General features: G+C 41.2%; 24 protein-coding genes. 23 read left to right on the plus strand and 1 reads right to left on the minus strand.

Annotated elements, in window-relative coordinates; genetic code table 11:
* Positions 1-41: 41 nt before the first annotated feature.
* The 4 genes from tyrR to R7093_RS04350 are packed head-to-tail and all read left to right on the plus strand — an operon-like array spanning position 42 to position 3,283.
* Entirely contained in the window at positions 42-1,586 is a 1,545-nt protein-coding gene (gene tyrR, locus R7093_RS04335) for a transcriptional regulator TyrR (RefSeq protein WP_047103197.1), read from the plus strand.
* A 36-nt stretch (positions 1,587-1,622) separates the two neighbouring features.
* The gene (gene rimJ / locus R7093_RS04340; RefSeq protein ID WP_025767303.1) at positions 1,623-2,207 is read left to right on the plus strand and encodes a ribosomal protein S5-alanine N-acetyltransferase; all 585 of its coding nucleotides are present in this window, start codon (positions 1,623-1,625) and stop codon (positions 2,205-2,207) included.
* 1 nt (position 2,208) lies between these two features.
* Positions 2,209-2,796, plus strand: coding sequence for an HD domain-containing protein (locus R7093_RS04345; RefSeq protein ID WP_005376917.1), 588 nt, complete (start codon positions 2,209-2,211; stop codon positions 2,794-2,796).
* A gap of 13 nt (positions 2,797-2,809) precedes the next feature.
* Positions 2,810-3,283, plus strand: coding sequence for a DUF2947 domain-containing protein (locus R7093_RS04350; RefSeq protein ID WP_017636094.1), 474 nt, complete (start codon positions 2,810-2,812; stop codon positions 3,281-3,283).
* Between the two features lie 43 nt (positions 3,284-3,326).
* Here R7093_RS04350 and R7093_RS04355 read toward each other — a convergent pair whose 3' ends face one another.
* Positions 3,327-4,289 (minus strand): integron integrase, encoded by a 963-nt coding sequence (locus R7093_RS04355; RefSeq protein ID WP_017636093.1) that lies wholly within the window; start codon positions 4,287-4,289, stop codon positions 3,327-3,329.
* Between the two features lie 251 nt (positions 4,290-4,540).
* On the opposite strand from R7093_RS04355, the gene R7093_RS04360 reads away from it, so the two are divergent.
* The 19 genes from R7093_RS04360 to R7093_RS04450 all read left to right on the plus strand — a co-directional run bounded on the left by R7093_RS04360 (position 4,541) and on the right by R7093_RS04450 (position 18,038).
* On the plus strand, positions 4,541-4,825 hold the full coding sequence (locus R7093_RS04360) for a MazG nucleotide pyrophosphohydrolase domain-containing protein (RefSeq protein ID WP_069495722.1): 285 nt from the start codon (positions 4,541-4,543) through the stop codon (positions 4,823-4,825).
* Positions 4,826-4,981: 156 nt separating this feature from the next.
* On the plus strand, positions 4,982-5,512 hold the full coding sequence (locus tag R7093_RS04365; protein ID WP_060657891.1) for a hypothetical protein: 531 nt from the start codon (positions 4,982-4,984) through the stop codon (positions 5,510-5,512).
* Between the two features lie 143 nt (positions 5,513-5,655).
* Complete coding sequence (locus R7093_RS04370; protein ID WP_017420651.1) at positions 5,656-5,967, plus strand: antibiotic biosynthesis monooxygenase family protein; 312 nt, start codon at positions 5,656-5,658, stop codon at positions 5,965-5,967.
* A 144-nt stretch (positions 5,968-6,111) separates the two neighbouring features.
* Positions 6,112-7,059, plus strand: coding sequence for a hypothetical protein (locus R7093_RS04375; protein ID WP_318146525.1), 948 nt, complete (start codon positions 6,112-6,114; stop codon positions 7,057-7,059).
* 135 nt (positions 7,060-7,194) lie between these two features.
* A complete protein-coding gene (locus R7093_RS04380; protein ID WP_318146526.1) occupies positions 7,195-7,605 on the plus strand; it encodes an NUDIX hydrolase in 411 nt (136 codons plus the stop codon).
* Between the two features lie 312 nt (positions 7,606-7,917).
* The gene (locus R7093_RS04385; protein ID WP_242013347.1) at positions 7,918-8,133 is read left to right on the plus strand and encodes a hypothetical protein; all 216 of its coding nucleotides are present in this window, start codon (positions 7,918-7,920) and stop codon (positions 8,131-8,133) included.
* Positions 8,134-8,438: 305 nt separating this feature from the next.
* Positions 8,439-9,269, plus strand: a complete 831-nt coding sequence (locus R7093_RS04390) for an abortive infection family protein (protein WP_005377004.1) — start codon at positions 8,439-8,441, stop codon at positions 9,267-9,269.
* Positions 9,270-9,407: 138 nt separating this feature from the next.
* Positions 9,408-9,746, plus strand: a complete 339-nt coding sequence (locus tag R7093_RS04395; protein ID WP_076665323.1) for a GFA family protein — start codon at positions 9,408-9,410, stop codon at positions 9,744-9,746.
* A gap of 159 nt (positions 9,747-9,905) precedes the next feature.
* A complete protein-coding gene (locus R7093_RS04400; protein ID WP_213967277.1) occupies positions 9,906-10,415 on the plus strand; it encodes an SMI1/KNR4 family protein in 510 nt (169 codons plus the stop codon).
* Positions 10,416-10,608: 193 nt separating this feature from the next.
* Positions 10,609-11,022, plus strand: coding sequence for a VOC family protein (locus R7093_RS04405; RefSeq protein WP_203488194.1), 414 nt, complete (start codon positions 10,609-10,611; stop codon positions 11,020-11,022).
* Positions 11,023-11,683: 661 nt separating this feature from the next.
* On the plus strand, positions 11,684-12,136 hold the full coding sequence (locus R7093_RS04410) for a hypothetical protein (RefSeq protein WP_042779897.1): 453 nt from the start codon (positions 11,684-11,686) through the stop codon (positions 12,134-12,136).
* A gap of 126 nt (positions 12,137-12,262) precedes the next feature.
* The gene (locus R7093_RS04415) at positions 12,263-12,622 is read left to right on the plus strand and encodes a hypothetical protein (RefSeq protein WP_318146527.1); all 360 of its coding nucleotides are present in this window, start codon (positions 12,263-12,265) and stop codon (positions 12,620-12,622) included.
* Positions 12,623-13,340: 718 nt separating this feature from the next.
* Positions 13,341-13,805, plus strand: coding sequence for a hypothetical protein (locus R7093_RS04420; protein WP_318146528.1), 465 nt, complete (start codon positions 13,341-13,343; stop codon positions 13,803-13,805).
* 138 nt (positions 13,806-13,943) lie between these two features.
* Positions 13,944-14,477 carry a cysteine hydrolase family protein gene (locus R7093_RS04425; protein WP_318146529.1) on the plus strand — a complete coding sequence of 178 codons (534 nt, stop codon included), beginning with the start codon at positions 13,944-13,946 and terminating at the stop codon, positions 14,475-14,477.
* A gap of 239 nt (positions 14,478-14,716) precedes the next feature.
* Positions 14,717-15,277 (plus strand): hypothetical protein, encoded by a 561-nt coding sequence (locus R7093_RS04430; protein ID WP_318146530.1) that lies wholly within the window; start codon positions 14,717-14,719, stop codon positions 15,275-15,277.
* On the plus strand, positions 15,277-15,681 hold the full coding sequence (locus tag R7093_RS04435; RefSeq protein ID WP_318146531.1) for a hypothetical protein: 405 nt from the start codon (positions 15,277-15,279) through the stop codon (positions 15,679-15,681). The genes R7093_RS04430 and R7093_RS04435 overlap by 1 nt, the downstream gene beginning before the upstream one ends.
* Before the next feature lie 142 nt (positions 15,682-15,823).
* Positions 15,824-16,597, plus strand: a complete 774-nt coding sequence (locus tag R7093_RS04440) for a nuclease-related domain-containing protein (RefSeq protein WP_054575577.1) — start codon at positions 15,824-15,826, stop codon at positions 16,595-16,597.
* A 156-nt stretch (positions 16,598-16,753) separates the two neighbouring features.
* A complete protein-coding gene (locus R7093_RS04445) occupies positions 16,754-17,224 on the plus strand; it encodes a GNAT family N-acetyltransferase (RefSeq protein ID WP_176311058.1) in 471 nt (156 codons plus the stop codon).
* A 166-nt stretch (positions 17,225-17,390) separates the two neighbouring features.
* Entirely contained in the window at positions 17,391-18,038 is a 648-nt protein-coding gene (locus R7093_RS04450) for a hypothetical protein (RefSeq protein WP_318146532.1), read from the plus strand.
* Positions 18,039-18,113 lie beyond the last annotated feature (75 nt).

An 18,113-nucleotide genomic window follows, 5' to 3' on the forward strand; every position in this document is an offset into this window, starting at 1 on the left:
CTGTCAACTTTTCCTGACAGTTGTGAATTGGGATATTTTTAGTGCGTCTTGAAGTCTTATGTGAAGATCGACTCGGCTTGACCCGAGAACTGCTCGATATTTTAGCGTCTAAAAGCATCGACTTGCGTGGTATCGAAATCGATATTAGCGGTATTATCTATTTGAATTGCCCGGATATTGATTTTGATACGTTTAGTGAGCTGATGGCTGAAATCCGCCGTATTCCGGGGGTGAAAGACGTACGTAAAATCCAGTTTATGCCGATGGAGCGCCACAATACGGAGCTGCTCTCGTTAGTTGATAACTTGCCCGATCCGGTTTTTGCCATTGATCTTAAAGGTGCCGTAGACATGGCAAACATGTCTGCACTTTCATTGCTTGGCCTTCACAAGCAAGAAGTGATTGGTACTCAAATCGGTGCTTTGTTACCAAGTGTTCGTTTCTCTCGTTGGTCTGAAGGTGTTAATGGTCGAACGCGGGAAAACCTTGTGATTGATGGCTTGGACTATGTTCTAGAGTTGATGCCCGTTTATATCCGAGACGAAGCGCAAAACTCGACTCTAGCGAGTACTCTAATGACGATTCGCTCTAGTCAGCAAGTTGCCAGAATTGAAGAAGCACTACCGCTGCATAATCCTCTGGGTTTTGAGCACTTTGTTGGTATATCGAACCGTCATAAAGCACTAATGAACCAAGCTAAAAAGCTGTCTGTGCTTGACCAACCATTGTTGATTGAGGGCGAAACGGGGACTGGTAAAGAAATGCTTGCTAAAGCTTGCCACAGCCGTTCTAGCCGCGCGAGCAAGCCATTCCTAGTTTTGAGTTGTGCTTCGATGCCTGACGATGTAGCAGAAACCGAACTTTTTGGTCATGCGCCGGGTTCATTCAATCATGAACAAGGCCACAAAGGCATCTTTGAGCAAGCAAATGGCGGCACGGTATTTCTTGATGAAATCGGTGAAATGAGTTCGCACCTTCAAATCAAGCTGTTACGTTTTCTACAGGATGGTAATTTCCGTCGTGTCGGTGCAGAAGATGAGATGCATGTCGATGTTCGTATCATCGCTTCAACAAAACATAACCTTGCCGAGCTTTCTGAAGCAGGAATGTTCCGTGAAGATTTGTATTATCGTCTCAACGTACTTACGCTCAGCATTCCTCCGTTACGTAAGCGCTCAAACGACGTTGCACCATTGCTTGAGTTGTTTGTGGCGAAACATGCTCAACAGCTTGGGATTGATAAGCCAGAGTTTGATGATGGTCTAGTTGATGCCCTTGCAAATTATCAGTGGCCAGGAAACATGCGCCAGCTGGATAACATGGTTCTTCGAGCGCTCACGGAAATGGATGGTGATATACTAAACGCGGGTCACTTCAATTTACCTCAGCCTCAGTCAGTCGGCGCTGGTAGTGCAACGCTTAACATCGACGGTTCTTTGGATGAGATCATGCGTGATTATGAATCTCAAGTTCTGGAACGTTTGTATCAGTCATTCCCATCAAGCCGTAAGCTTGCTAAGCGCTTAAATGTATCGCATACCTCAATCGCTAACAAACTGCGTGATTACGGTATCCGTAAGAATTAATCGAATTGAACGAAAAGACGGAATTAATCATTTGTAATGGAAGATAACAGCTCATCTATCGCCGTTCATATGTTGGACGGTGACTTGCTTCTTCGTACCGCTGAAATCGGTGACGCAGATATGATTGCCGAATATTTTCAAGCGAACCGAGAATACCTGAAACCGTTTGAACCGAAACGTGAAGAGGCTTTTTTCTCAGTGAACGGTTGGTTGCAAAAGCTTATCAAGCTCAATGAGCTGCATCGAATGGGATTGGGGTATTATTGCCTTTTAGTCAGAGCCTCTTCGGGTGAAATGCTAGGTACGATATCCTTTAGTAGTTTGAGTCGTTTTCCTTTTTATTCTTGTAACGTCGGATATTCTCTCGCTGAAAAAGCGCAAGGGCATGGTTATATGCGTCGTGGATTAACCATGGCTTGCGACTACATGTTTAACGTTCAGAAACTGCATCGTATTCAAGCTGGCTACATGCCTCACAATAAACGCAGTGAATCTGTGCTAGAGCATGTAGGGTTCAACCGAGAAGGGTATGCAAAAGATTACCTTTTGATTAATGGTGAGTGGCAAGACCACGTTCTAACGTCGCTTATTAATCCGAATTGGCAGCAAGAAGGGCGATAGTATGGAACGATTGGAAAAGCAGTTAGCACTTGTAATCGAGCTCGATAAACTCAAAAGCATTTTGCGCCGAACTCGAGTTAAAAGTGCTGAAGGGCGCCTCGAAAATAGTGGTGAGCATAGTTGGCATGTCGCACTGATGGCAATATTGATGGAAGAGCATGCGAATGCACCTGTTGATATTTGCCGAGTGATGAAAATGTTATTGATACATGACGTAGTAGAGATCGACGCGGGCGATACCTTTGTTTATGATACTGCTGCGTCTCAAGAGCAAGCAGAAAAAGAAATTAGAGCTGCAGAGCGCTTGTTTGGTATGTTACCCAGCGATCAGGAGCAAGAGCTATTGGCGCTTTGGCATGAATTTGAAGCCGCGCAGACCGATGATGCTAAGTATGCAAAAGCACTCGATCGGTTAATTCCAATGCTCTTGAACTACCATAATAATGGTCAGAGTTGGAAGGAACATGGTGTCTCACGCGAACAAGCACTTACCATTAATAAACGAATTGAATTTGGCTCTGTTACCTTATGGGACAAAGCGAAAGAGTTGATTGAAGAAGCCACAGAGAAAGGTTGGCTGAAATCGTAATAAAGGAGACTGAATGTCTTATTTGCCTTTGGACGAATACCAAAGAAAATGGATTTTTACGCATCAGTCGATGCCTGTGCCAGAAGAAGATTTGGCTTTTATTAAGCCGATGAGCCAAGCCCGCTCAGCACAATTTTGGAAAGAAAATATCAGTGCTCAAAGCCCTGATATGGATAGACTAAGTTCCCAAGACTGGCCAATGAACGAGGCGAATTGGTCTGAAACTGTGGATTGGATGGCTGCGTGGGAGTCGGATGATCCTGACATGCCAGCGGAAGCTGAGGCACATATCGATTGGCAAGACGATGTAACCGTTTACTTTTGCTACGAGAAGTACAATGTCATCGAAACGAAATGGTCTATTTTTAAAAAGCACTGGAAGAACTTTCTCTTTTATGACGATGGTCCGATACTAATAGGACGTCGCCGTTCGCAAGCACTTTGGTTTGATTCAAAAGGCAATGTGAAACTCGGTGTTCGTCAATAAAGAGTTATAAAACAAAGCCACCTTTCGAGGTGGCTTTGTTTTTCTAAAGGCTGGATAATGGACTCAACACACCACCAGCCCCGCGCTCGATAACGTGAGTATAGATTTGCGTGGTTTTTACATCAGTATGCCCTAATTGTTCCTGAACAGTTCTAATGTCTGCGCCAGATTCCAATAAGTGCGTGGCAAAACTGTGTCTTAGTGTGTGGCAAGTTACAGTTTTCTCAATGCTTGCGTCGCTTGCCGCGCGCTTTACTGCTCTTTGTATTGCGCTTTCATTGATATGATGCCTTCTCAATTCACCAGTGTCTCGATCTGCGCTTAACTTTGTTGATGGAAACAAAAAGTGCCAGTTAAAATCTAGCTCCGCTTTTGGGTATTTACGTCGTAAACCTTCAGAGATGTATACGCCCGCATAACCAGGCATGTGCCTATCTTTAAAGTAGTAGTTTCTTGCTAAATTAACTTGAGCTTTGAGTGGTTCATGTAGTTCTTTGGCTAATGTGACTGTACGATTTTTACCTCCTTTTCCTTGCCAAACGCGAACTGCACCATAATCATAATCGATGTCTTGAACTCTTAAGCGTAAACATTCCATAACTCGAAGCCCGGAGCCGTAAAGTAGCTGAATATGGAGTCTATACCTCGGGTCGATATGCTGAACGAATCTTCGGATCTCCTCCCTGGTTAACACAACGGGAAGTTTCTTTTCGGTCAAGGATTTCTGAAATCTCATATCAAGTGATAGTGGGGTTTTAAAATAATCACGATATAAAAATGATATTGAGTTCAGCGCCAAAGCTTGCGTTTTTACCGCAACTTTTTCTTCTACCGCTAAGTAACTCAGAAATTGAATGACATCATCTTCTGCTAGTGTTGATGGGTGGGCGAGCTGGTGAAAAGTGATAAAACGTTTTATCCAAAATAGATAACTTTCGATAGTTTTATTCGCATAATGACGAGTAAGCATGTGCTCTTTTACACTAAGTAAAAACTGACTTTTCATGATAAATTAACCTGTTTATTTACACAGTTCCGTTAATGTATCACCACTTTTGAAATTAGCGTGCTGTGCGCCGCCTAATTGCGCGCGCCACCACACATATTCATACTGTTTTTCTATTTGTTTCATACAGATAAGTGCTACGATTGATAGCGCTTTTGATAAGAAAGAAGGCGGTAGCCTGCCAGAAAGACGGCAAGTCGCCGTATAGAAAGCGTTATACGCTTTATGGAAAATGATACAAAAAGGACGTTATGAAGTTATCAGAGTTACAAAGACATATAAAAGAATTCGATTATGCGCCAGAGCAATCTGAACACTACTTTTTAAAACTAATCGAAGAAGTTGGCGAATTATCGGAATCTATTCGTAAAGCTAAAAGTGGGCAACCAACGCTAGATGAATTAAAAGGTTCAATCGCAGAAGAGTTATATGACGTCTTGTATTATGTTTGTGCTTTAGCCAATATTCACGGTGTAAACCTTGAGAAAACGCATGAACTAAAAGAAGTTCTGAATAAGGTAAAGTACAACCGATAGGACGCGTATAACAAATTGTTCAAGAGGGATTCAGCACGCGTGGCATTTTTACTATCCGTTGGTTTAAGTGATTAAGGTGGTATGCGGTAGCATCGGTGTTGCGTGCTTCACCCCTTAACAAGGCGTTATGTGCCACCAGAGTTTTGAGGCAATTAATTGAAGTATAAAGACTTGTCGAAAATTGCACTAGATCCATATAGCACAGATAAGAGTATTGATTTGCTCAAGCAGCGTGGAGTTAGTGCGCCTGATTCTGTGATTGAACAGTTTTATATTGACCATAATGCCAACAGTCGCTTTTTAACTCTCTACGGCGATTTATCACTTCCTGATCTAAAGTGGGAGCTAGTTGATTTTGATACGACGAAGTTTTTGCAAATAGGTAGCAACGCTTCATTTCCTGATTTCCTTGAGGAGGTGTCTGAAGATGCATCGCATTTCCACGATATTGGAGAGGCTGTGATTGATTGCCGAGAGGAAGTACTCAACCATTGGAAAAAGCATGGTACTTGGTTAACTCCACCGATATTTCTAGATGCAAATGTTCTTGGTGGTAAATCTGGCATACCTCATTTAGTTGAGGGGCATTCAAGGGTTGGGTGCCTGCTTGGTATCCAAAAATATAAAATCATTCCTTTGGCTGACAGGCACAAAGTGTATTGGGGGTCTATTCGCAAAGGCACATAACAAATTGTTCAAGAGTGATTCGGCACGCGTGGCATTTTTGCTATGCGTCAGGTTTAATGGTTAGGGTGTTATGCGGAGGCTTCGGTATTGCGTGCCTCACACCTTAACAAGGCGTTATAACCACGGCATAAAATGGAGTATTTATGATAGCAAGGGAATGGAAAGCTACTTGTCCGAAGGAACATGAAGAAGGGTTTATTGTTTACCTTTACGAGACAGGTATAAAAGACACGTCAGCTACTAAAGGTTTCCTTGGAGCACAAATTCTGAATCGAGATTTAGGAGATGATGCTGAAATCACGTTGCTAACTTACTGGGAAGATCTAGATTGTATTAAGTCGTTTGCTGGTGAAGATATCAGTATTGCTAAGTTGTACCCAGAAGACGAGAAGTACAAATTGAATCCTGATCTCCACGTGAGTCATTATGAAGTCCGCGAGAACATGTGGTTATAACAAAGCGTTTAAGAGGGACTTGGCACGCGTGGCATTTTCAATTTGCGTTAAGTTTAGTGGTTAAGGTGTTATGCGGTCACTTTTGTATTGCGTGCCTGCGCCCCTTAACGCGGCGTTAGGCATTTTGAGGTTAATTTAAAATTGTTGGATAAAAACAAATCTACTTGGACTGTCGATGAGATTCGAACTGCATATTTCAGGAACTTTTCGGAAACTGAAAAAATCCTAAAGGGTACTGAGGGTGCAATACTTTGGCAGCGACACGAAGAACTATTGGATTGTGTAGCAATATTGGAAGCATGCTACAACGATGTGCTAAATAGCATTAATTCTTTTAGCCATGAAACAACAAAGGTAGATTTTTGGTACCCCGCTAATCAGCCAAAACTTGATCAAAAACAGTTAGATGTTCGAAAAGCTATTTTTAGTGCATCAGCAGCTACAATGGCTCTTGTTGATCACTTTCGACGATTTTCGAAAAAGTATCCGGTTGAAAAGTCGAATGAAATGCGAGTAGAAGTTTTTGGTGAATCAGGCATACATGACTTTATACAGGGACTTCGTAACTATATTCTTCATGTCAAAATTGCTGAAGCAAACTGGGTTATATCGAGAGATTTCAAAAACAAAACTAGGGACGTAAATTTTTACTTCTATATCGATGATCTAAAAAAATTCAAAGATTGGAAACCAGCTGCAAAAGTATTCTTGGAGCGTCATGGAGATAAAGTTAATGTATATAATACATTTTCCACATATCTAGAGTGTGTTAAAAAGTACTACACATGGCATAAAAACTCATTGTTAATCGAGTATCATGAAATAATTCAACGCCACCTTTCTAACGAGTATCTGCTCAATGGAATTAAAAGTGATACCAGATGGAATTTCATTATTGCTAACCTAAAAACTCGCCAAGAGTTACTAGCAACGCTTAACAAGTATATTTCAGAAGAGCAGTTAAAACTTGTTCATGCTTGTGAGGTCGGCTCTCCTCAGCAGCTTAGTATGATTTTGGCAGTTACAGACACATTTGGCTCGTTTACCGACCATTTAAAAGAGAAATTCACTAAGTTGCTAGAAAATGCCTAACAAACTGTTTAAGAGTGATTCGCAACGCGTGGCATTTTTACTATGCGTTGGTTTAGGTGATTGAGGTGGTATGCAGCGGCATCGGTATTGCGTTGCTCACACCTTAACAGGGCGTTATATGCACGGGAGAGTCCAGTGAAATCAAGGGTTCAAAATAGAGAAATCAAAGTGTGTCCTGTAGTTTTTCGTAACTCAGGTAATGCTCGTGAATTGCTCCTGTTTGAACATCCTCTAGCTAACGTGCAGTTAATTAAAGGGACATTAGAGTTAACAGATGACTCATTTGAAAGTGCCGCTTTAAGGGAACTTAAAGAAGAATCTGGCATTTCAAAAGTCTTAAATACCAAATATCTCGGTAGCTGGGAAAGCGGTTTTCAAAATCAACAGTGGCACTTTGTACTCTGTGATATAGCGGAAAAACTGCCGAATAACTGGAGTTTTTACACATACGATGACGGTGGGCATGAGTTCCATTTTTTCTGGTATAAAGTAGGTACAAAACCTGACTTTAAGTGCCACAAAATGTTCTCTGATGCCATTAAGTAAGTAGAAAAACTGTGCATATAACAAGTTGTTCAAGAGGGATTCACAACGCGTGGCATTTTTACTATGCGTTGGTTTTAGTGTTTAAGGCGGTATGCAGCAGCTAAGGTATTGCGTTGTTCACCCCTTAACAAGGCGTTAGTTTGCAAGAGGAAAAACGTGCCTATATCGCAAGATCTAGTGGTAAAAGCTTATAGTTGAAATTGTCTTATCGGCATTCAATTTCAGTGTTAACTTGCGTGGTGTAAACTCAAAATTGGTATCGTTTCAACGGTTGATTTGTTCTTTGGTGCGGCGACTTTTGGGTTAACTGAGTTGAACTTTTTTGCTGAGATTCTGCTCGTTGAGTTTGTTGGTATAAAAGCCGATCTACTCGCTGAAGTGACGCTTTCTTTGGTGTGGCAAGTTCCACGTGGTTTCAGTGGCTTTGTTGAAAGTCCGCATTGTGAGATTGGTTTTCCAAAAGCGCTTTTTGGTGTTGTTAGTTCGTTTTCTGCGGCGTTGTTTGTTCCAAGTGGTTTCATTGAGTAGCCGCTTTGAGACTACGCCTGATTTTAATGCATCAAAACACATAAAGCTTATTGTTTGCAAAGTTTAAAATAACGTAAAATCAACGCTTTGGGCTTGCAAACTAACAAACTGCTCAAGAGGGATTCGCAACGCGTGGCATTTTCACTATGCGTTGAATTTAGTGATTAAGGTGGTTTGCGGTAGCATTGGTATTGCGTTGCTCACCCCTTAGCAGGGCGTTAGCTGTCACTTTACTCTTGCACCTTGAAAAATAAAGCTTTAAACCCAATTCATATCCAAAGAGTTGAACTTTAGAGTGTGAAAAGATGAGTCTACCAATAACCGATAGTTGTATTGTTGCTGTTGCAAAGCTAATTGATGATGCTCAATCTGATTGCAAACGTGAACCGAGTCATTCTGATTTGTCATTTATGATCAATAAAGCAGGCTTAAAGAATGTAGATCCTAAAGAGAATGGGCAAACGGTAGGTAAGGCTAAACGCTTAAAAGAAACGTTGTATTGGGCTTTAGAAAATTCTCCAAATCAGGGTAGTGAGCTTATTTCATTAGTTTTGTCGCACGTTAGAGCTGTAGGTGGCTTTAGGGAGCAGTCAGCAAACTTCGTCGGTATAGATAGCATTGAAAATGCTATAAGTGCTTTCGATGTGGAAGGGTTCGAACTTTCTTATGATGGTAGCATTCGAGCGAAAGTGCTCGATAATTTATCTGGTAAGCAACTGACAGAGGCGTTACTTTCTTATGCTCAACGCGCCAAAAAAGGTGTCGGAGACCCCGCATTGCTCGCAGGTACAGGCAAAGAGTTACTCGAAGCCACAGCTAAACATGTAATACACACTAAGTATGGTGCTCATCCTCAAAATGCTAATTTCCCAACATTGATGGGACAGGCATATTCTGCGCTTCAGATGTCAATCCCTGAAAGTAATGCAACTCCAGTTTCAGATAATCCCGTTGCTGAGTATGAAAAAGCCATGTTCAATATGGCGCTAGCTATCAATAGGGTGCGTAACAGAGAAGGTACGGGACATGGACGTATTTCAGTTACTAAGTTAAGTGATACCGAAGGTGAGAACATCGTTCAAATGGTTGGTGTCATAGCTGACTTTTTGCTTCATCGGCTAAGCCAAGACAGCTAACAAAACGTTTAAGAGCGATTCGTAACGCGTGGCATTTTTGCTATGCGTTGATTTTAGTGTTTAAGGCGCAATGCGGAGGGTTTGGTATTGCGTTACTCACGCCTTAACGTGGCGTTAGGCAAATCTCAGGAGTTTCAGATGAAGTTAACTTGTCATTGTGGAAATGTAACTCTCGAATTATCGACGGTTCCAACTGAGGTAGGTGAATGTAATTGTTCTATCTGTCGTCGCTACGCAGCATCTTGGGCATATTTCTCTCCAGTGCAAGTTCAAGTCCGGTTTACAAAGCAAACTGTTTTTTATTGCTGGGGCGACAAAGAAGTCGAGTTTCATCGCTGCAATGAATGTGGTTGTTTAACTCACTACGTAACTACTGAAAAATGCGCGGAAGAGATTTTAGCAGTAAATATGAGAATGGCTGAAAATGAAGTGCTATCTGGTATTCCGGTCAGAAAGATAGACGGCGCATCATACTAATTTGCCTAACAAGGCGTTCAAGAGGGACAGTCAACGCGTGGCGAGTTTGGCTCAAATCTTGGTATTTGTGTTTACGATGGTAAATTGAAGCTTGGTGGTAGCGCGTTGCTGCCCCTTAACGCGGCGTTAGGCGTTGTCCAGAAAGTATGGAGAGATAAGATGGATAGAACTTTTCCAGATCAATTGAAAAAACTGCACTCAATAGAAATTGACTACGCGGACGGTGAGGGAATTGATTTTGAACCATATGATGATTTCTGTTCGCAAGAGGAAACATCAGAATGGATTAAAGCATGGACTGGTAATTCTTCACTCAATGGCCATGAATATTTAATTTTTGGTCAAGATGGTTCTGGCGGCTACGCTGCTTTTTGGCTTGTCGCCAATGTTGAAGATCTTTTGCAACAACCTATTGTTTTCTTTGGCTCTGAAGGTGAAGTTGGGGTGGTTGCACAAAATTTTGGAGACTATGTTTGGTTGTTTGCACATGGTCTTGGGCCATACGAGGCTGTTGCTTATCCTGATTTGAAGCGCCCCCTAAATAGTAAGTTTTTGGACTTTGCTCAGGAGGTTGCCCCGTCAAATGAAAGCTCAGTGTCTAAAATCATAAGTGAGGCCAAATCAAAGTACCCTAACTTTGAGCAAATGATTGACGAACTTTGCCAGTAAGCCAAGCGCCTAACAAACTGCTCAAGAGGGATTCGCAACGCGTGGCATTTTTACCATGCGTTGATTTTAGTGAATAAGGTGGTATGCGGCGGCTTCAGTATTGCGTTGCTCACCCCTTAGCAGGGCGTTATGTGCTTTCTCGGAAAATCTTAAAATAGCGTACAATCAGCGTTTTGAAATAGCGGAAATTGTCATGTCTAAAACTGTTCAGCAGCAAATTGGAAACATCGCTCTAGTCGTTGAAAATTACGACGATGCTATTGAGTTCTATACTCAAAAACTTCAATTCACATTGGTTGAAGATACTGACTTAGGTGGTGGTAAACGCTGGGTTCAAGTTTCTCCTCCAAATTCCAGTGGTACGAACCTGCTTTTGGCTCAAGCGAGTACACCAGAACAAATGCAAGCAGTAGGGAATCAAACGGGTGGTCGTGTGTTTTTGTTCTTACAAACTAACGATTTCTGGCGAGACTACGAGTTAATGAAGACAAATGGCATCGTATTTAATGAAGAGCCACGAGTTGAAGAATACGGGATAGTGGTGGTATTCCAAGATCTCTATGGTAACAAATGGGATTTACTGCAACTGAACAGAGCAACCAAATAGCACGCACATAACAAAGCGTTCAAGAGGGATTCTCAACGCTTGGCGGTTTTGGCTCAAAGTTTAGTTTTTGTGTTTATGGCACAATGGCTTAAGTTGGGTGGTATAGCGTTGTTCACCCCTTAACGCGGCGTTAGGTGTCAATAAGTAGCAGGAGGCTACTATGATTAAATTTGGTCTCCCTTGTGATGGGTGGTTAGATCTACACATAGCTCTGAATGCAAATTGGGCTACCTTCTCAATTTCTGATGTTGGACCTAATTCCGTACTCCAGTTTTTGGGCGTTTTAAGCTGGCTCGAGGACCCGCAAAATACATACATTGCTCATTGCAACCTAGAGCCAGCGTTGTTGACTTTAAATTTCGAGGTTTACAACGATTGTGTAATCGTAGATGCGGAGCTAGAGGCATCGAAGATAGGTCAAGCCTCTATGAGCGTTAGTGATTTTAACGCAATGTATGGCAGGGAAATTAGAGCGCTGTTGCCATATTGCAAAGGAAATGCATGGACTTGCGAAGTTAACACCTAACAAACTGTTCAAGAGGGATTCACAACGCGTGGCATTTTTATTATGCGTTGATTTTAGTGTTTAAGGTGGTATGCGTGAGCTTCGGTATTGCGTTGCTCACCCCTTAACAGGGCGTTATGTGACCGAGGAAAAATTATGAATGAAGAACAGCTTGATACATCTAAACAAGACTGTATCTTAAAAATGGTCGAGGTTCTCTCGTCTTTTCAACGTATCGAAAGATCACTTAAAGACGACATTAACTTGAAGTATGATCTAATCAGGCAATATGTCGATGGGCGAACCCCTTTTCATCATCGAATTGAGAAATCTTTGCCGTTAGGAGGCTTAGTCGAACATCTAGAAAGGTTATCTGATGATAAGGACTTAATCGCCTCATTGCGAAAAATGGCTAAATATCGAAATGAGATAGCCCATGAAAAATTCTTGCTCGTCAGCGAAAGTAGAAACATTGAGGACATCAATCGCACATATAAGTGGCTTACTGGCTTACATAACGAATTAACTGAATGGTTTATAAACCACAGTACTGACAGAATAAAAACTATGCATAAGTCAGTAATAACTCACGTCGACAAAGTCACATAACAAAGCGTTTAAGGCAGATTCGCAACGCGTGGCATTTTTGGTTTTAGTCGGCTTTAGTGTTTACGGTGGTATGGTTAGGTTCAGTGGTAGCGTTGCTCACTACTTAACGCGGCGTTAGGTGAATTAATGGAATATCACTACACAAATAATGATAGATTGATGCAGCTAAGCGACTTAAAAGGACACTTGATGCTTTTAATTGCTCATCTTCAACTAAACCATAACGATGCCCAGATAATTTCAATATACGAGCGTGCTTTGTTTGACGTAGATGAGCTGATTTGCAATGGTTTTAACCAAAATCAATTGTTGAATGTTAGTGATTCAATCCCAGATCTTTTTAATCGGCACAAAGATTGGGTACCTCTCTTAGAAGTTGGTTCTGATGGTAAATTGTCTGAGCCGCAATGGTTTTTAGCGTTAGAGAACTATCTTCAACCTGTTCTAAAAAGTGCAAGGGAACTAAAGGAGTTGGGTGCGCGATAATTCACCTAACAAATTGTTCAAGAGGGATTCGCAACGCGTGGCATTTTTACTATGCGTTGGTTTTAGTGTTTAAGGCGGTATGCGGCGCATCGGCATTGCGTTGCTCACCCCTTAACAAGGCGTTAGTTGCCAACGAGGAAAACGCAGCTAAAACAGAATGTTTAGGTCTAATCGCACGTGTGCTTTGCTCTATTTTGCACTTCGAACTTCGGGATCTTGGTTCGCGGAAATTGAGCTTCGTTCTTTTCCTAGTTTGATTGGCCGTTTCAGAAGCCGATTTACTTGTTGAAAGTCAGCTTTGTGGCATTGTTTCTCCAAAAGGTCTTTTTGGTGTTGTCAGTTCGTTTTCTACGGCGTTGCGTGTTCCAAGTGGTTTCAGTGATAGGCGCCTTGAAACTGCGCCTGAATTGAGTTTTTCAAAGCACATAAAACTAGTGTTGGCAAAACGGCAATCGACTTCAAATCAAAGCTTTAGGTTTGGCAACTAACAAAGCATTCAAGAGGGATTCACAACGCTCGGCAGTTTTGGTTTGAATTGGCTTTAGTGTTTACGGCACAATGGTTTAGTTTGGGTGGAATGCGTTGTTCACCCCTTAATGCGGCGTTATGTGACCCGAGTAAAATGTGAGACCTCTCGCACGTGAGATTTAGTTGCATATAAAGCTGTATGTGAATAGTAATACCCTAATAGTCTTCGTTATTACAAAGGTGGCACATAATGTATTTCTGGAATATTGAGTCTCTCAAACGTGATATCGTCGCTGAGCGACTAACAGAGAAAGACAGGTTCAAATACGCCCTTATTTATATCGTGTTTAGTATTATAGCGTTAGAGTACTTTCAACAGGAAAGTTCAGGGAAACTGAATTTATGGCTTCAAGTCGAAGCTGCTCTAAATGTTATTATTGTACTTTTAGGGACTTACTTTGCTTACAGGGCGAATGGCGGTGAAAATGGCCAAGACTTTTTGGGTCGTTATTTCAGTATCAGCTTTGTAGTTTCAATTAGATTTTCGGTTTTACTTTTCCCTATGATTTTTGTTGTACTGATGTATCACTCTGCATTCGGTGCGGAAAGTGAGCTGGTTTCCACAAGTCCGATCGAAATCTGCATGTTCTTGCTCTGGACTGCTCTTCTGTATGCAAATATCGTTAAGCATATGGGGTTGAGAAACGTCACATAACAAGGCATTTAAGAGTGATTCCCAACGCTTGGCATTTTTCATTCCATCGTTGGGTTTCGTGTTTATGGCGCATTGGTTTAGTGCTGTGGTAGCGTTGCTCACACCTTAATGCGGCGTTAGCCCTATCAGAGGAAAACAATGAAATCTGCAGTATTAGTTATTGATGTTCAGTCGATTCTGTTCGACCCGGAACCTCAACCATTTGAATCACAAATCGTACTCACCAAAATTAATGAGGTTACGAAATTAGCGCGTGCTAAGTCTATTCCAGTTATCTTTGTTCAGCACGAGCAACCTAAATCTGTTATTGAATACGAAAGCGTTGGTTGGGCATTACAGTCGAGCTTAATTACACAAACTGGTGACCATTTCGTTCGCAAAACAACACCAGACTCTTTCTTGAATACTAATCTTCAAAGTGTTTTAAATGAACTCGATGTAGATAGCTTAATTGTGTGTGGCTACGCCTCAGAGTTTTGCGTTGATACTACCATTCGCAGAGCTGCAGGTTTAGGCTATCCCGTAACGTTGGTGTCGGATGCTCACACAACTCATGACAAGGAGCACGCAAGTGGGGCTCAAATTCGAGCGCACCATAATGCCACGTTACCTAGCATTTCTAGTTTCGGCGTTAAAATCGAAGCGGTAGAGGCGTGCAACCTTTGGGCATAGGGCTAACAAGCAATTTAAGAGTGATTCAGCACGCTTGGCATTTTTAGTTTGGATTTGGTTCAGTGTTTACGGTGGTCAAATTAAGTGTCGTGGTTGCGTGCTTCACACCTTAATTGGGCGTTATAAATCATTTCAACAATATAGCATTTTCACTATTACTTGATCTAAGCTTTGTTTTTATCAAGTGATATGTTGTAACTTCTTACTGGTATAAATATAGGTGCATAGCAAGAGGTTGTATGACACAAATTACTTTTACTTTAGATTTATCGAATGAGGATGAAGCTGAAATTGCCTCAATTCTAGGTTGCGAAACTAATGAATTACCCGACGCAATAACTAAATGTTCATTGGCTTCTACTTTAGAGTACTTAGCCATGATTCGTGGGCAGAAAGTCTTTAAACGTGGAACAGATATTTTAGAGTATAGGCTTCTGTTACTCATTCAACACCATTTTGATGGTGTTATTCCAGATGAAAAAGATGTTACACATCTTTTTCAAACCACTTTGACAGAGAGCCGCTCATTGATTCGTGCTGTTATTTCTAAATATCAGTATTTATTAAGAGAAGCAATCGACCAGACAATGTTGACTGTGCTCAATGCAGCTGAAGCTGAAACAGATGCTTTACCTTACGAAGTTGTTATTAAAAGCCAAAATATAGTCGATGAACTTAATCGATTAATTTCTGATATAGATGGTAGCCTTCCTTCAGTAACGAAAAAACGGGGAAGTGTGTCTACGTATGAAATTAAGCGCTCTGCATATGACCAACTCAAGCTGAGGCTTGACCCTTAATGAGTGATTTACTGTCAGCATCTAGTTTATTAATGGCAACAATAACGATCTTATTTAGCCTTTGGTACGGTGAGATAGTTAGCATTCTTGACAAACCCAAGGCAAAACATGCCGCAGATAACGTAGGGTTACTAAAAGAAGTTAAGAGTGTGCTTTTCAGTAAGGCTATTCTCTTGGCTTTAATGTCATTATCCGTAACATTGATATTTGCCCCTAATGCTTTGATGATCATGGTGGAGTCTTTTGATCTTCTAAAGAAACAAGGGCTTCCTACGTTCGAAACGTATAGCGCAGTCAATACAGCATTTAGTCTTGTTTTCTTTATCTGTTTGGGGATTACAGTCTACACGTTAGTACTTTCATTTCAGTTAGTTGCTAGGTGGAAAGAACTTAAGCAAAACTGATTTATAACAATCTGTTTAAGAGTGATTCGCAACGCGTGGCATTTTTGCTATGCGTTGCGTTTTGTGTTTAAGGTGGTGTGCGGGAGCATCGGTATTGCGTTGCTCACACCTTAACAGGGCGTTAGTTGAATAGGGAAAATCCGTGAATATTTTTGAAGTATTTCTTAATGTGCTTGCGCAAGTCTGGTATCTAGTGCCTTTATTGCTCATTGTTAGCGTTTTCAAAAGTAGGTGGCTAAAAGGTGTGTTTGGTGAGTTTCTCGTGAACCGTCTTTTGTCCAAATTACCAGAGCCTGATTACACACTAATAAAAGACGTAACGTTGCCGACTAACGATGGTACAACTCAAGTCGACCATATTGTGGTTTCTAGATATGGCATTTTCGTCGTTGAAACTAAGAATATGAAAGGTTGGATATTTGGTTCAGCTCGCCAGAAACAGTGGACACAAAAGATTTACCGTCATTCCTCTAAATTTCAGAACCCACTGCATCAGAATTACAAGCACATAAAAGCTCTGGAAACCTTGCTAGGTTGCAGTGAAGAACACTTGCATTCAGTTATTGTTTTCATTGGCGACAGTACCTTTAAAACCGAAATGCCTCCAAACGTTACCTACGCTCGAGGAAGTATTCGATACATTCAGCAATTTAACGAGGTAGTGTTCTCTGACAATGATTATGCTCGGTTAACAGAGTCTATAAACCGGCTAAAGTTAAAGCGCGGAGTCATTACGGATTTAAAGCATCGTAAACATGTCAAAGAAGTTGTTGCATCCAAAGTTAGCTCAAATGAGTGCCCCCGTTGCGGCTCTGAAATGGTGTTGCGTGAAACCAAGCGTGGTGAAAATATAGGTAAACAGTTTTGGGGTTGTTCAACCTTTCCCAAGTGTAGGGCTGTGAAACAATTCAACTAACAAACTGTTTAAGAGTGATTCGCAACGCGTGGCATTTTTACTATGCGTTGGGTTTAGTGTTTAAGGTGGTATGCGGCAGCTTCGGTATTGCGTTGCTCACACCTTAACAGGGCGTTATGTAGCCGCGAGAGGACGGTAAGTTAAAAGGATTTATATATGTTAAATATTCGGCAAGCTCGCATTGAAGATATCAGTGTTATCAAGAAACTACAGTTTCAGCTTAATGAGTATCATCAAGCAAATTTACCTGATGACTTTTTATCACCGGAAGAAATTGAACAAAAAATAGACCTACACAAGATAATCAAAAGTGAAAGCTCGATTTTTCTGGTAGCCGAAAGCAAAGGGCAGTTAGTAGGTTTTGTTTTTGGTGAGCTATGGGTTCGTAAGTCTTGGACTCTCAAAGAGCGAAAGATCGTAAACGTTGAACAGATTGTTGTGGATTCATGCTTTAGGAGTCAAGGTGTTGGAGTGGCGCTAATAGAGGCATTTGAGGAAAGAGCTATTTCTAACGGCGGAGAAGAGCTGTGGTTAGAAGTATATTCTTTCAATGAATCAGCTCTAGCTTTGTATCGCAAAGCTGGTATTGAGCCCAAGCTCCAAATTGGACAGAAAGCACTAACCTGAAAGTCGGCTACATAACAAATTGTTCAAGAGTGATTCGGCACGCGTAGCATTTTTACTATGCGTTAGTTCTAGTGGTTAAGATGGTATGCGGAAGCTTAGGTATTGCGTGCCTCACACCTTAACAAGGCGTTATATGATTTTTAAACTGAGGAGTACAACTTAAGAAATGATAAGTTCTGAAATAATGAATAAGGCAAGGGTTTTTGTACCGAGTTGGAATGTAATTGCAAGAGTTGTTGATCATAAAATATGGAACTTAGCCTTCCTGTTTTTCGTTCTAATGCCTGTTATAGCTCTATTTATGAAGGAAATACCTGAGCAAGTTTCCGTCAAGATCAACGAGAAAGACTACGTTCTCCACCTCGAACTGCCTTTTAAATGGTGGGTGCTTTACTTTTCTGCACTTTTCATCTCGATTGCTAAAGGGGTTTACCTAGCATTTTCTCCTGCTTTCATAAAAGACTTCCAAGATTATGATGATTTTATTAAGTCTGGGCGTAGTGGTGGTTTCTTACAAAAAACGCTTTATGAGCTTATCCCGTTCTGGAAAAAAAAGAAAAGTAGCTCACTAGATGATTACGTTGGGAAATTTGATGAAAAGATTCATTTTCTTAATAAAAGTGGCGTGAATATGGCTTTAGGGTCAGAATTATGGGGCTCCGAAATAAAGCAATCATTTTGGCTAGTATATGACATCTGCAATTTCTCTAGAGTAATACCACGACTGATTAGTGTGTTATTTATAGGTCTGGCTGCTCTAGCATTCGCTTATATTATGATTGACAAAATTTTACTGGTGCTAGCAATCATATAACAATCTGTTTAAGAGTGATTCGCAACGCTTGGCATTTTTGCTATGCGTTGCGTTTAGTATTTAAGGTGGTATGCG

This window comes from Vibrio sp. 1580 (genome assembly GCF_033340055.1).

Coding starts and splice junctions, on each gene's coding strand:
- rimJ (WP_025767303.1), top strand. CDS start 1,623: ATGGAAGATAACAGCTCATCTATCGCCGTTCATATGTTGGACGGTGAC.
- R7093_RS04345 (WP_005376917.1), top strand. CDS start 2,209: ATGGAACGATTGGAAAAGCAGTTAGCACTTGTAATCGAGCTCGATAAA.
- R7093_RS04350 (WP_017636094.1), top strand. CDS start 2,810: ATGTCTTATTTGCCTTTGGACGAATACCAAAGAAAATGGATTTTTACG.
- R7093_RS04355 (WP_017636093.1), bottom strand. CDS start 4,289: ATGAAAAGTCAGTTTTTACTTAGTGTAAAAGAGCACATGCTTACTCGT.
- R7093_RS04360 (WP_069495722.1), top strand. CDS start 4,541: ATGAAGTTATCAGAGTTACAAAGACATATAAAAGAATTCGATTATGCG.
- R7093_RS04370 (WP_017420651.1), top strand. CDS start 5,656: ATGATAGCAAGGGAATGGAAAGCTACTTGTCCGAAGGAACATGAAGAA.
- R7093_RS04390 (WP_005377004.1), top strand. CDS start 8,439: ATGAGTCTACCAATAACCGATAGTTGTATTGTTGCTGTTGCAAAGCTA.
- R7093_RS04395 (WP_076665323.1), top strand. CDS start 9,408: ATGAAGTTAACTTGTCATTGTGGAAATGTAACTCTCGAATTATCGACG.
- R7093_RS04400 (WP_213967277.1), top strand. CDS start 9,906: ATGGATAGAACTTTTCCAGATCAATTGAAAAAACTGCACTCAATAGAA.
- R7093_RS04405 (WP_203488194.1), top strand. CDS start 10,609: ATGTCTAAAACTGTTCAGCAGCAAATTGGAAACATCGCTCTAGTCGTT.
- R7093_RS04410 (WP_042779897.1), top strand. CDS start 11,684: ATGAATGAAGAACAGCTTGATACATCTAAACAAGACTGTATCTTAAAA.
- R7093_RS04415 (WP_318146527.1), top strand. CDS start 12,263: ATGGAATATCACTACACAAATAATGATAGATTGATGCAGCTAAGCGAC.
- R7093_RS04420 (WP_318146528.1), top strand. CDS start 13,341: ATGTATTTCTGGAATATTGAGTCTCTCAAACGTGATATCGTCGCTGAG.
- R7093_RS04425 (WP_318146529.1), top strand. CDS start 13,944: ATGAAATCTGCAGTATTAGTTATTGATGTTCAGTCGATTCTGTTCGAC.
- R7093_RS04430 (WP_318146530.1), top strand. CDS start 14,717: ATGACACAAATTACTTTTACTTTAGATTTATCGAATGAGGATGAAGCT.
- R7093_RS04435 (WP_318146531.1), top strand. CDS start 15,277: ATGAGTGATTTACTGTCAGCATCTAGTTTATTAATGGCAACAATAACG.
- R7093_RS04445 (WP_176311058.1), top strand. CDS start 16,754: ATGTTAAATATTCGGCAAGCTCGCATTGAAGATATCAGTGTTATCAAG.
- R7093_RS04450 (WP_318146532.1), top strand. CDS start 17,391: ATGATAAGTTCTGAAATAATGAATAAGGCAAGGGTTTTTGTACCGAGT.